This is a genomic window from Streptomyces sp. NPDC052910 (assembly GCF_055585605.1).
Window position 1 is genome coordinate 674,251 of sequence record NZ_JBVJJR010000001.1, and the last position, 12,236, is coordinate 686,486.

Sequence of the window (12,236 nt, forward strand, 5' to 3'; positions counted from 1 at the left end):
GAGGCGGCGTGACAGCCATCGAGCAGACCGAGGCGCGCCCGCGGGGCACGCGCCTGCCGCGCCGAGCCCGACGCAACCAGCTCCTGGGCGCCGCCCAGGAGGTCTTCGTGGCCCAGGGCTACCACGCCGCCGCCATGGACGACATCGCCGAGCGCGCGGGCGTCAGCAAGCCGGTGCTCTACCAGCACTTCCCCGGCAAGCTGGACCTCTACCTGGCCCTGCTGGACCAGCACTGCGACAACCTGCTGCAGGCGGTGCGCACGGCGCTGGCGTCGACGTCCGACAACAAGCAGCGGGTGGCGGCCACCATGGACGCCTACTTCGCGTACGTCGAGGACGAGGGCGGCGCCTTCCGGCTGGTCTTCGAGTCCGACCTCACCAACGAGCCCGCCGTGCGCGAGCGCGTCGACCGGGTCGCGCTGACCTGTGCCGAGGCCATCAGCGAGGTCATCGCCGAGGACACCGGCCTCGCCAAGGAGGAGGCGATGCTGCTCGCCGTCGGCCTCGGTGGCGTCTCCCAGGTGGTGGCCCGGTACTGGCTTTCCAGCGGCAGCACCGTCCCCCGCGACACCGCGGTCCAGTTGCTGACGTCGCTGGCGTGGCGCGGCATCGCCGGGTTCCCGAAGAACGAGCACTGAGTCCGCTTTCCCGGAGGACGGGCGTCCTGCCCGCGGGACGCCGTGCCCTGAGGGCGGACGCCATGCCCTGAGGAGGGGCGCCTCGCCCTGAGGACGGGCGCCTTCCCCGCTTGCCGGGGAACGCGCCCCGGTCCGGGGACCTTCCTTCCCGGCCGCGTGTTCGCTGCCAGCGTGCGGGCGCGGGCCCGGCGCGCCCCCGCACCGGGCTAATGTGTGGACCGTACGGCGCGGCGCGTCCGCGCACCCCTCCCCTGGGGCTACGCCGTGGGGGACGCACACCTTCGGAGGGACAGTAGCCGTGGAGGTCAAGATCGGCGTGCAGCACGCGCCCCGCGAGATCGTTCTGGAGAGCGGTCAGTCCGCCGAGGAGGTCGAGCGCGCGGTGGCCGACGCGCTGGCCGGAAAGGCACCGCTGCTCAGCCTGGCGGACGAGCACGGCCGCAAGGTCCTGATCCCGTCCGACCGGCTGGCCTATGTGGAGATCGGCCAGCCCGCCACCCGGCGGGTCGGCTTCACCACCATCTGAGTCACCGGACACGGGCGGGACCCCGGTGCGCGGGCACCGGGGTCCCGCCCGTCGTCGTACCCGGCGGCGTCCTGGAGCCGAGCCGCGCCGGCGGCCGGCCGCGCCGAGCAGGTCGGAGAGTGCCCCGCGAGGCGTGCCGAGACCCGGGCGCGAGGCGTGTCGGGACCCCCGCGCGCGCTCCCGGGGAGAACCATGGGAGGCCCGTCCCGAGGGTTGCCGCGGGCGGCCCCGGGGTAGGACCGCTACGACCGATTTGCACCTGCCGCTCATCGGTGGCACGGGAGGGAAACGACGATGATCCTCTGGGAAGCGCTCGGCTCGGTCCTGATCGGCCTCGCCGTCTCCTTCGGAGCCCTGCGCTGGCTGCCGGCCCGGTTCGGCCGGTTCCGCTCCCGCCCTCTGACGCTGGGCACCGGACCGGTGGCCGGCCTGTTCGGCGGACTGCTGGCCCGCTCGGTGCTGGGTCCCGGTCACGCCCTCGCGATTCTGGCGGCCTCGCTCGTGGTGGCGGTCGCGCTGCTGTCCCTGCTGCTGCGTCCCGCCGGACCGCCCCGCCGGTCAGCCACGGCCTGAGCCGGGCCGCCGGACGGAGCCCCCGGTGTCACGGGACGGTGCGCCGTGTGCCGACCGCCGCGGCTACGCGGCCAGCCCCAGCGCGGCCATCCGCTTGGTGTGCGCCTCGGTGATGCGGGAGAACATCTTCCCGACCTCGGCGAGGTCGAAGCCGTCGGCCACCCCGCCGACGAGCATCGTCGACAGGGCGTCACGGTCCGCGACGACCCGCTGCGCCTGCGACAGCGCCTCGCCCATCAGCCGCCGCGCCCACAGCGCCAGCCGGCCGCCCACCCGCGGTTCGGCCTCGATCGCGGCCCGCACCTTCTCGACCGCGAACGTGGCGTGCCCGGTGTCGTCGAGGACGGTGAGCACCAGCGCCCGGGTGTCGGAGTCCAGCCGGGCCGCCACCTCCCGGTAGAAGTCACTGGCGATCGAGTCGCCCACGTACGCCTTGACCAGGCCCTCCAGCCAGTCCGAGGGGGCCGTCTGGCCGTGGAACTCGTCCAGCGCCGCCGCGAAGGGCTCCATCGCCGCGGTCGGCTCGACGTCGATCGCCGCGAGCCGGTCCCGCAGCCGCTGGAAGTGGTGGAACTCGGCGGCGGCCATCTTGGCCAGTTCCGCCTTGTCACCCAGCGTCGGCGCGAGCTTGGCGTCCTCCGCCAGCCGCTCGAAGGCGGCCAGCTCGCCGTAGGCGAGCGCGCCGAGCAGGTCCACGACCGCGGCGCGGTAGCGGGGGTCGGCGGATGCCTGCGCCCAGTCCTGGGCGGCGATTCCGGTGAGTTCCTCGGCGGGCTCTGTGGCCGCTGCGGCCTTGTCGGACGTCTCCATGAACGGAACCTTAGCCCGCTGTGGCGGGGAGGGAAGCCCCTGGTCAGCCAGGTGTCCACAAGGTCAGGGACGAATGGCCCGGGCGCGGATGCGTGGTTCCGGGGTAGAGTGCTATACGGCCCGCCGAGTACGCCGAACAAGGCACGTGCCCGACTGGCCGTCTCCATGCAGGTTCCTCCGGGAGTGAGTCCTCGGAGCGCCAGCGGATGCCCGGTCGGTGGCCCGATCGGCTTCCACCCGACCGACCGCCCTCCGCGCGGTGTGGACGAGTCGTCCGCACACCAGGAGGGATCCGCTCGCAGCACGTGTGCTCGCGCGAAGGCAGTGGTCCCGCGCCATCCGGCTTCCGCCGGAACGAGTACGACGGCGCGGTACGTACGGACTCCTCGTACGACCCCCTTCGCCGCCCCGTGCCGCGTCTCACAGAAGAGGCAGCACCCTGAATACGCCTGACACGCAGCAGACCACGTTCCGAGAACTCGGGATCCTCCCCGAGACGGCCGAGGCGCTCGACGCCGTCGGCATCGTCCACCCGTTCCCGATCCAGGAGATGACGCTCCCGGTCGCCCTCTCGGGCTCCGACGTCATCGGCCAGGCCAAGACCGGCACCGGCAAGACCCTCGGTTTCGGCCTCCCCCTGCTGGAGCGCGTCATCGTCCCCGCCGACGTCGAGGCGGGCCGGGCCAGGCCCGAGCAGCTCACCGACGCGCCGCAGGCCCTCGTCGTCGTCCCCACCCGTGAGCTCTGCCAGCAGGTCACCAACGACCTGCTCACCGCCGGCAAGGTGCGCAACGTGCGCGTCCAGGCGATCTACGGCGGCCGGGCGTACGAGCCGCAGGTCGAGGCGCTCAAGGCCGGCTGCGACGTCGTCGTCGGCACCCCCGGCCGGCTGCTGGACCTCGCCGGCCAGAAGAAGCTGGACCTGAGCCACGTCAAGGCGCTGGTGCTGGACGAGGCCGACGAGATGCTCGACCTGGGCTTCCTGCCCGACGTCGAGCGCATCATCACCATGCTGCCGGCCAAGCGGCAGACCATGCTCTTCTCGGCGACCATGCCGGGCGCGGTCATCGGACTGGCCCGCCGCTACATGTCGCAGCCGACGCACATCCGCGCCACCTCGCCGGACGGTGAGGGCCAGACTGTCGCCAACATCGCCCAGCACGTCTTCCGCGCCCACTCCATGGACAAGCCGGAGATGGTCTCCCGCATCCTCCAGGCGCAGGGCCGCGACCGCGCGATGATCTTCTGCCGGACGAAGCGGACCGCCGCCGACATCTCCGAGCAGCTCACCCGCCGCGGCTTCGCCGCCGGCGCGGTCCACGGCGACCTCGGCCAGGGCGCCCGCGAGCAGGCGCTGCGCGCGTTCCGCAACGGCAAGGTCGACGTGCTGGTCTGCACCGACGTCGCCGCGCGCGGCATCGACGTCGACAACGTCACCCACGTCGTCAACTACCAGACGCCCGAGGACGAGAAGACGTACCTGCACCGCATCGGCCGCACCGGCCGCGCGGGCAAGTCGGGTACGGCCGTCACGCTGGTCGACTGGGACGACATCCCGCGCTGGAAGCTCATCAACAAGGCGCTGGAACTGCCCTTCGACAACCCGCCGGAGACCTACTCCACGTCGCCGCACCTGTACGAGGCACTGGGCATCCCCGCCGGCACCAAGGGTGTCCTGCCCCGCTCGCAGCGGACTCTGGCCGGGCTCGCGGCCGAGGAGATCGAGGACCTCGGCGAGACGGGTGGACGCGGCGCGGGCCGGGGCCGTGGCCCCAAGGACGGCCGGGACAGCCGGGACAGCCGGGACAGCCAGGAGGCCGCCGCCGAGCGCACCCGTACGCCGCGGCAGCGCCGTCGGACGCGTTCGGGTGCGACGGCGGACGCCGCCGCGCCGGCCACCGCCGTCACCGCCACCACGGCCACCGCGTTCCCTGAGGCCGTGGAGGCCGTCGAGCCCGCCGTGACGGAGAGCGCCTCCGCGGCGCGCCCGGCCACGACGGCTCCCGAGACGCCGGCCCGTCCGCGCCGTCGCCGCCGTACGCGCGGCAGCGGCTCGGGTTCCGCTCCGGCGGCGGTGTCGGCGCCGCAGGCGGCTCCGGCCGCGGCGGCTCCCGTGGCCGAGACTCCGGTGGCCGAGGTTCCCTCCGCTCCGGCCGCCTCCCCGGCCGCCGAGGAGACCCCCGCGCCGAAGACGGCCAAGGCCACCACCAGGTCCGAGGCCGCCTCCGTCACCTCCGCCGCGGCCGCCCCCAAGGCGTCCGTGGTCACGGCACCGGCCCCCGAGCCGGAGGCCCCGGCCCGTCCGCGCCGCCGTGGCCGGACCGCCGCGCCCCGCCAGGCGGGCACGTCGCTGCCCTCGCAGGCCGGGTCGACGGGGGCCGGCCGCACCACGCGCCCGCGGTACGCGGCGCCGGCCACGGCCGTGCCGGAAGGCGAGTTCGAGACCGTCGAGACCGCGCTCCTGCGCGTCCAGGCGGCCGCCCGGGCCGCCGCCGAGGCGAAGGCCAAGGCCAAGGCCAAGGCCGCGGCGCCCGCCGCTCCGGCCGAGGCGCCGGCGACCTCGGCTCCGGCGCGTCACGAGCGTGCCGCCGAGCAGGCTCCGGCCGCCGGTACCGAGGCCGCTCCCGTGAAGCGGGCCCGGCGCGTCGCCACCCGTACGGTCACCTCCCTCGGCGCGGACGCCGCGCCGACGGCGGCGGCCGAGCAGGCCGCCGAGCCGGTCGCGGAGACGCCGACCGCCCCGGCCGCCCCGGCGAAGCGCGCCCGGCGCGTCGCCACGCGTGCCGTCACCACCCTGGGCTCGGACGCCGCCCCGGCGCCCGAGCAGGCCGCCGAGCCGACGGCTCCGGCCGCCGAGGCGGAGCCGGCCGCGCCGACGAAGCGGACGCGTCGGGTCGCCAAGCGGGCCGTGACGACGCTGAGTGCCGAGGCTCCGGAGGCTCCGGCCGCCGGCGAGGCCGAGGCCGACGAGGCCGCCAAGCCCGTGAAGCGCACCCGCGCCAAGAAGGCCGCCGCCGCGCCGGTGGCCGACGAGGCCGCGGCGCCGGTCAAGCAGCCGCGCAAGCGCGCGGTGAAGGCGGTCGACACCGCGGCCGCCGAGCCGGAGGCCGCCCCGGCGGCGGAGCCGGCCAAGCCGAAGCGCACGCGGACGGCGAAGAAGGCCGCCGCCGCGCCGGTGGCGGAGGCGTCGGCAGAGGCCGAGGCCGAGGCCGAGGCGGAGGTCAAGCCGAAGCGCACCCGCACCGCGAAGAAGGCCGCCGCCGCGCCGGTGGCCGAGGGCGAGGCCGTGGCCGAGGCGAAGCCGAAGCGCACCCGCACCGCCAAGAAGGCCGCCGCCGCGCCCGTCGCCGAAGGCGAGGCGGAGGTCAAGCCCAAGCGGACGCGGACGGCCAAGAAGGCCGCCGCCGCGCCGGTCGCGGAGGGTGAGGCCGAGGCCAAGCCGAAGCGGACGCGCAAGAAGGCCGCCGCGGAGGCGGAGGGCGTGGCGTAAGGGGATAGAGCCCCGGTCCCACCTCTTCACCGTTTCCCGGGGCTCCGCCCCGGAACCGCGCTCCGCGCGGTGGTTCTCGAACGCCGGACGGGCTGATGACTCGGCCCGTCCGGCGTTCGACGTCGCGTTCCTACGCCGCGAACCCCCCGTCCACGGCCACCGAAGCGCCCGTCACGTACCCGGCCGACGGCGCGGCCAGGTGCGCCACCGTCGCCGCGATCTCCTCCGGCCGGGCGTACCGCCCCACCGCCGTCGCCCCCGCCTGCGCCTCGGCGAACGGCCCGTCCGCCGGGTTCATGTCGGTGTCGACGGGACCGGGGTGGACGATGTTGACGGTGACGCCGGCGGGGCCCAGCTCCCGCGCCAGGGACTTGGTGAGACCGATGAGCGCCGCCTTGCTGGTGGCGTAGAGCGAGCCGCCGGGGAACGGCGTGTACTGCGTCATACAGCTTCCGATCATGACGATGCGTCCGCCCTCGCCGAGGTGGCGTACGGCCGCCTGAGTGGCCAGGTAGACGCCACGGACGTTCACGGACAGGACCCGGTCGACGTCTTCCTCGGTCAGCTCGCCGATGGGCCCGAGAGCGCCCGTGCCCGCGTTGTTGACGAGGACGTCGAGCCGTCCGAACTCCGCGGCGACCGCGTCGACGGCGCCGCGTACCGCCGTGGCGTCTGCCGCGTCGGCGCGGACGGCGAGGGCGCGCCGGCCGAGCGCCTTGACCTCGGCGACGACGTCCGCCGCGGCCCGCTCGTTCGCCTGGTAGGTGAAGGCGACGTCGGCGCCGCCCGCCGCCAGGCGGAGGACGACGGCGCGGCCGATGCCCCGGCTGCCGCCGGTGACGAGGACGGCCTTGCCGTCGAACTCGGTGGGAACCAGTGCGTTGTTCATCGTGTTCATGCTTTGATCGTCGCCGCCCGGGGCTCCCGGCACCGGCGGCCATCGGACGTCGCGTTAGCCTCGGACCATGAGCAGGCCGCCCTTCCTCACCTTGCCCTCCTGTGCCCGCGCGTACCGCCTCGCCACCGCACGCGGGGAGTTCGCCGTCCACGACGCCCGGCCGGCCGGCGCGCACCGCGGCACGGTGCTGCTGGTGCCGGGGTTCACGGGCAGCAAGGAGGACTTCATCGCCCTGCTGGAGCCCCTCGCCCAGGCCGGCGTGCGGGCCGTCGCGGTGGACGGGCGGGGGCAGTTCGAGACGCCCGGGCCCGACGACGCGTCGGCCTACGGCCGGGAGGAACTGGCCCTCGACGTGCTGGCGCAGGCCGCCGCGCTCGGGGACGGTCCGGTGCACCTGCTCGGCCACTCGCTCGGCGGGCTGATCACCCGGGCGGCCGCGCTCCGCGACCCGCGCCCGTTCCGCTCGCTGACGCTGATGAGCAGCGGTCGGGGACCGGTCTCCGCCGGGCAGCGGGAACGCGTCCACCTGCTGATCCACGCGCTGGAGGAGCTGGGGATGAGCATGGAGGACGTGTGGCGGGAGATGCGGCGGCTCGACGCCGAGCAGGGTGGCGGCCCGGAGGAGAGCATCCTGCCGACGGAGCCCGGTGTGTTCCTGCGCCGCCGCTGGCTGTCCACCCACCCTGTCCAGCTCACGACCACGGCACGGCAGTTGACGGCCGAACCGGACCGGTCGGCGGAGCTGGCGCGGCTCCCGATCCCGCTGTGCGTGGTGTCCGGCGAGGAGGACTACGCCTGGCCGGTGCCCGAGCTGGACGCCATGGCGGAGGAGCTGTCCGCCCGGCGTGTGGTGATCGCGGGGGCGGGGCACTCGCCGAACGCCGAGGAGCCGGCGGCCACCGCCGCCCGGCTTCTCGACTTCTGGGCCTCGCTGCCGGCGGTGCCGCCGCCGGGGGCCTCCCGGCCGTCGGTCAGCAGCCCCGCGCCGCCTCGGTGACCGTGAAGATGCCGCCCTCGGGATCGCAGAGGGTCGCCTCCTGGCCGACCCGGGAGACACCCGGTTCGGCGGCGACCGATCCGCCGGCCGCGAGGGCCGCCTCGACGGCCTTCTCCACGTTGTCCACCCGGAAGTAGACGTGCCAGCGCGGCCGGACCTTGGGGTCCGGGGCGGCCTCGACGGCGCCGCCGCGCAGGCAGGCCACCGTCTGGCCGGCCACCCGCACCATCACTACGTCGTCCTCGTAGCGCACGTCCGTGTCCTGGCCGTCCCACTGGAAGACGCCGCCGTAGAAGAGGGCGGCGTCGAAACAGTCGCGGGTGCGCAGCTCCAGCCAGGCGGGGGCGGCGCCGCTGCCGATGCTCCAGTCGCGCAGCACCCGCCCCTCCCAGAAACCGAAGACCGCGCCGTCCGGGTCGGCGGCCAGTACGGCACGGCCGCCGCCGAAGGCGAGCGGGCCGACGGCGACGGTGCCGCCGCGCTCCCGGACCCGCGCGGCGGCCGTGTCCGCGTCGTCCACGGCGAAGTAGCTGCTCCAGTGGACGGGCACGCCCATCCTGCGGGCGACGTTGCCCAGCCCGGCGACCGGCCGGCCGCCGGAGAGGGCGACGCAGAAGTCCTCGCCCAGCGAGCCCTGCCGGAAGGTCCAGCCGAGCACCGCGCCGTAGAAGCGCTGCGCCGCGCCGAGGTCGCCGGACAACAGGCTCACCCAGCAGGGCGTCCCCGGCCCCGCACGGTCGGAAGCCGACATGGCCGATCGCCTCGTTTCTCTTGTCCGGTACTCCAGCGGTGACGGGCGGCCGGCGCGCGTGGGGCCGCGACCCACCCGTAGCAAGGGTTCCACTCGGTCCTCCGGTGCGCATTCCGGCACGCGCGTCCCACGCGCAGTTCTTCCCCCCGGCGTATGCCCCCGTTTCAGGACTCCACCCCTCTCCGCCGCGGAACTCGGTCACCCTTCGTTCCGGCGTTCCCTTCCCGTCCCTTAGGGCTCCGCAGTCGCCCCGGTCTCATGACCTCACGCGCGGGTGGTCTCAGAACCGCATCCGCAGGTGGTCCCAGAACCCGTCGCGCAGCGCCCTGCGCAGATCCGCGTGGCCGCGCAGGGACAGGCCGAGCAGCGCCTCCGCGGCGACCAGCAGTTCCTGGTCGACGGCGCCGGGCAGGTAGGGGTGGCCGGGGAGGAGCTCGGCCAGGGAGTCCGGGCCCCGGGCGCCGAGCCACTCGGAGGCGACCCGGGCACCGACGAACCGCACCTCCTCGCGGTCCGGGACCGCGCCGCGGTGCGCCCCGGCCTCGGCGAGCGGTTCGGGGGCGGCCCGCCGGGTCACATAGGGCTCGCAGAAATCGCGGTCGAAGGTGCGCCGGCTGTCCACCTCCCACAGCAGCGGGTCGGCCTGGTTGCGTCCGCCGGGGGCCTCGATGCCCCAGAGGTGGACGCGGGCCCCGTACCCCTGCGCCGCCTCGACGGCGGAGACCAGGTCCTCGTCGCCGCCGACGAGCACGGCGTCGCTGATCGCCCGGTGCCGGGCCAGGGTCTCCAGGTCGGTGCGGATCAGGGAGTCCACACCCTTCTGCTGGTTGTGGGCGTTGAGGTTGCCCAGCCGCACCTTGACGTCGGGGAGCTCGGCGATGGCCTGCTGCTCGGCGGTGTGGATACGGCGGCGGGCGCCGTCGTACCAGTAGACGCGCAGCAGCCGGCTGTCGGGGAAGATCGTGCGCGCCTTGTCGATGAACGCCTCGATCAGGCCCTCGGCGTCGAGCTCGATGGCCCGCCGGTCCTCGCTGCCGACGACCAGGCGGCCGGCCGCGGCGTAGGCGTAGCCGGCGTCCACGAAGACGGCGTGGGTGGCGGGCGTGGTGGCGACCTCGGCGAGGACGCGGGTGAGCAGTTCGTTGGTGCGCTCGATGCCGGCGACTACCGCGGCGAGGTCGGGCGCTTCGGGACGGTGTTCGGTCATGGATGCTCGCTCATCCGTGGCGGTGGGGGGCCACGTGGTCCGTGGGGGGAGTGCGTACGCCGGCGGTCTCGGTCGCGGTGGGCGGTCCCCGGGCCGGATCCGGGGCTCCGCACTACCGGTCAGTAATTAGTCATGATAAAAATTTCTTTAGCGTAGGGAATGTTTGCAGACGACACCTCGTTGGACACGTATGGAAAGGCGCCGCAGTGTGGCGGTGCGTGTTCCTGTTCTTGTGAAGTTCTCCTCAGGAGGATCAGACGAAGGGAGAAGCCTGTGCGCTTCGAGATCATGCGCCTGGACGACGTCGACGGCACCGCCCTCGACAGCACCGTCGTGGACGCCGCCTCCGTCAACCGGATAGTGCAGCAGGCCGCTTCGGTCGGCCAGCGCATCTATATCCGCCCGGCCGACACCGCGACCCGGTGACAGGCTGAAGAGTACGCACGTCCGGCCGTCGTCGGACGCGGAACGCCCCCGCACGGACCGTCCGTACGGGGGCGCTTCGCGTTCCCGGGGGCCTGCGCCGGCCGCCCGCGCGGCCGTTCACCAGTTGTGGATCACCTGGGAGACGCCGTTGATGATCTGCTGCACGGCGAGCGCGGAGAGCATCATGCCCGCGAGCCGAGTGACGAGAACCACACCGCCGTCTTTGATCACCTTGATGATCAGCAGCGAGTAGCGCATCACCAGCCACAGCACCACGTGCATGGCGGCGATGGCGGTCCACACCGAGACCTGGGCGGCGAACGAGTCCGCGTGCTGCACGGCGAGGATCACCGAGACGATGGCACCGGGCCCGGCCAGCAGCGGCATGCCCAGCGGCACCAGCGCGGCGTTGACGTCCTTCGTCTGCGTGGGCTCCTCCGACTTGCCCGTGAGCAGGTCCAGCGCGATGAGCAGCAGGAGCAGACCGCCCGCGATCATCAGGGCCGGGGTGGTGATGTGCAGGTAGTCGAGGATCTGCTGGCCGCAGATGCCGAAGACGGTGATGACGCCGAAGGCCACCGCCGCCGCCTGCCAGGCCATGCGCCGCTGGACCTTGGCGGCCCGGCCGGAGGACAGGGCGAGGAAGATCGGCGTGATCCCGGGCGGGTCCATGATCACGAACAGGGTGAGGAAGAGGGAGCCGAAGACAGCGAAGTCGAACACAGTGAGGGCCTTGCGGTGTGGTGCCGGTCGGAGGACGGGAGGGGCGGCGCACGGAGCGGTCGCCGGAGGAAAGCCGGAAAAGCCGGAGGAAACCAGAGGAAACCAGAGGAAACCGAGGAAACCAGAGGAAAGGGGCCCCGGAAGGAAGGACGGGAGCGCGCCGGGTCGTATGGCGCACGGATGCGCGCGGAAGCCCGGACGGTGTCAGGGGTGTCCGGTCCCGCGCGGGAGGCTTCCGGGGTGGTGCGGGCTCAGCCGCCCGCGCCCGGGACGGGGAACGCGCCCGTCGCGCGGCGCGTGATCTCGCCGTAGATCTCGGGGTCGGTGGTGAACTCACCGAGCTCACAGGTCTTGTTGCGACCGTGGTAGTCGCTGGACCCCGTGGTCAGCAGGGAGAGGTCGGCGGCGAGGCCGCGCAACCGGGCGCGGGTCGCGGCGTCGTGGTCCATGTGGTCCACCTCGATGCCGTCGAGTCCGGCCGCGGCCAGCTCGGCTATCGCGTCCTCGGGAACGCACACGCCCCGCTTGACGGCCATCGGGTGTGTGAGGACGGTGACCCCGCCGGCGGCCTTGACCAGGCGGACCGCGTCGAACGGGTCGAACTCGTGCTTGTCGGCGTAGGCGCGCCCGCCGTTGCCGATCCACTCCGGCGTGAACGCGTCCGAGACGGTGTCGATCACCCCGGCCTCGACCATGGCCGTGGCCACGTGCGGCCGTCCCACGGCGCCCTGGGCCAGCTCCGCGACCCGCTCCCAGGTGATCGGCACGCCGAGTTCGCGCAGTCGGGCCACCATGGCGCGGGCGCGGGGCTCACGGCCGTCGCGGACGAGTTCGCGCGCGGCGGCGAACTCCGGCTCCGCCGGGTCGAAGAGGTACGCAAGCATGTGCACGCCGACGCCGTCGGCGCCGCCCAGCCGGCAGGAGAGCTCCGCTCCGGTGACGAGGGTGAGGCCCGGCGGCAGCGCCGCGATCGCCTCCGCGTGCCCGCCGACGCCGTCGTGGTCGGTCAGCGCCACGACGTCCAGCCCCGCCGCCGCGGCGTTGCGGACCAGCTCGGCGGGGGTGTCCGTGCCGTCGGAGGCCGTGGAGTGGGTGTGCAGGTCGATGCGCACGACACGGGCCTCCCAGCGAACGGACGGGACCTGAACGGGCGGAACCGGTCAGAATCACGCTACGGACGGAACCGGTTCAGGATAA

The 12,236-nt window shown here is 74.1% G+C and carries 12 protein-coding genes; 6 read left to right on the plus strand and 6 right to left on the minus strand.

Annotated features, from left to right (window positions below; translation table 11 throughout):
- The first annotated feature begins 8 nt into the window (after positions 1-8).
- The 3 genes from ACZ6X9_RS02855 to ACZ6X9_RS02865 all read left to right on the plus strand — a co-directional run bounded on the left by ACZ6X9_RS02855 (position 9) and on the right by ACZ6X9_RS02865 (position 1,737).
- Complete coding sequence (locus ACZ6X9_RS02855; RefSeq protein ID WP_469776111.1) at positions 9-638, plus strand: TetR/AcrR family transcriptional regulator; 630 nt, start codon at positions 9-11, stop codon at positions 636-638.
- Between the two features lie 298 nt (positions 639-936).
- On the plus strand, positions 937-1,164 hold the full coding sequence (locus ACZ6X9_RS02860) for a DUF3107 domain-containing protein (protein WP_469776112.1): 228 nt from the start codon (positions 937-939) through the stop codon (positions 1,162-1,164).
- Between the two features lie 294 nt (positions 1,165-1,458).
- A complete protein-coding gene (locus tag ACZ6X9_RS02865) occupies positions 1,459-1,737 on the plus strand; it encodes a hypothetical protein (RefSeq protein ID WP_469776113.1) in 279 nt (92 codons plus the stop codon).
- A 63-nt stretch (positions 1,738-1,800) separates the two neighbouring features.
- Here ACZ6X9_RS02865 and ACZ6X9_RS02870 read toward each other — a convergent pair whose 3' ends face one another.
- Entirely contained in the window at positions 1,801-2,547 is a 747-nt protein-coding gene (locus ACZ6X9_RS02870; protein WP_469776114.1) for a ferritin-like fold-containing protein, read from the minus strand.
- 550 nt (positions 2,548-3,097) lie between these two features.
- Between ACZ6X9_RS02870 and ACZ6X9_RS02875 the strand changes: the two genes are divergently transcribed.
- Positions 3,098-6,037 (plus strand): DEAD/DEAH box helicase, encoded by a 2,940-nt coding sequence (locus tag ACZ6X9_RS02875; protein WP_469776115.1) that lies wholly within the window; start codon positions 3,098-3,100, stop codon positions 6,035-6,037.
- Positions 6,038-6,167: 130 nt separating this feature from the next.
- On the opposite strand, the gene ACZ6X9_RS02880 is transcribed toward ACZ6X9_RS02875, so the two are convergent.
- Entirely contained in the window at positions 6,168-6,935 is a 768-nt protein-coding gene (locus ACZ6X9_RS02880) for a 3-oxoacyl-ACP reductase family protein (RefSeq protein WP_469776116.1), read from the minus strand.
- Between the two features lie 67 nt (positions 6,936-7,002).
- Between ACZ6X9_RS02880 and ACZ6X9_RS02885 the strand changes: the two genes are divergently transcribed.
- Positions 7,003-7,932, plus strand: coding sequence for an alpha/beta fold hydrolase (locus ACZ6X9_RS02885; RefSeq protein ID WP_469776117.1), 930 nt, complete (start codon positions 7,003-7,005; stop codon positions 7,930-7,932).
- Here ACZ6X9_RS02885 and ACZ6X9_RS02890 read toward each other — a convergent pair.
- A complete protein-coding gene (locus ACZ6X9_RS02890; RefSeq protein ID WP_469776118.1) occupies positions 7,907-8,683 on the minus strand; it encodes a VOC family protein in 777 nt (258 codons plus the stop codon). The two genes, ACZ6X9_RS02885 and ACZ6X9_RS02890, sit on opposite strands and share 26 nt — an antisense overlap.
- A gap of 280 nt (positions 8,684-8,963) precedes the next feature.
- Positions 8,964-9,890, minus strand: coding sequence for an NYN domain-containing protein (locus ACZ6X9_RS02895; RefSeq protein WP_469776119.1), 927 nt, complete (start codon positions 9,888-9,890; stop codon positions 8,964-8,966).
- Between the two features lie 273 nt (positions 9,891-10,163).
- On the opposite strand from ACZ6X9_RS02895, the gene ACZ6X9_RS02900 reads away from it, so the two are divergent.
- Positions 10,164-10,316: a hypothetical protein gene (locus ACZ6X9_RS02900; RefSeq protein WP_171170788.1), complete on the plus strand. Its 153-nt coding sequence runs from the start codon at positions 10,164-10,166 to the stop codon at positions 10,314-10,316.
- 117 nt (positions 10,317-10,433) lie between these two features.
- Here ACZ6X9_RS02900 and ACZ6X9_RS02905 read toward each other — a convergent pair whose 3' ends face one another.
- Together ACZ6X9_RS02905 and ACZ6X9_RS02910 are read right to left on the minus strand one after the other, a co-directional pair.
- On the minus strand, positions 10,434-11,039 hold the full coding sequence (locus ACZ6X9_RS02905; RefSeq protein ID WP_469776120.1) for a MarC family protein: 606 nt from the start codon (positions 11,037-11,039) through the stop codon (positions 10,434-10,436).
- A gap of 251 nt (positions 11,040-11,290) precedes the next feature.
- Positions 11,291-12,151 carry a PHP domain-containing protein gene (locus ACZ6X9_RS02910; RefSeq protein ID WP_469776121.1) on the minus strand — a complete coding sequence of 287 codons (861 nt, stop codon included), beginning with the start codon at positions 12,149-12,151 and terminating at the stop codon, positions 11,291-11,293.
- Positions 12,152-12,236 lie beyond the last annotated feature (85 nt).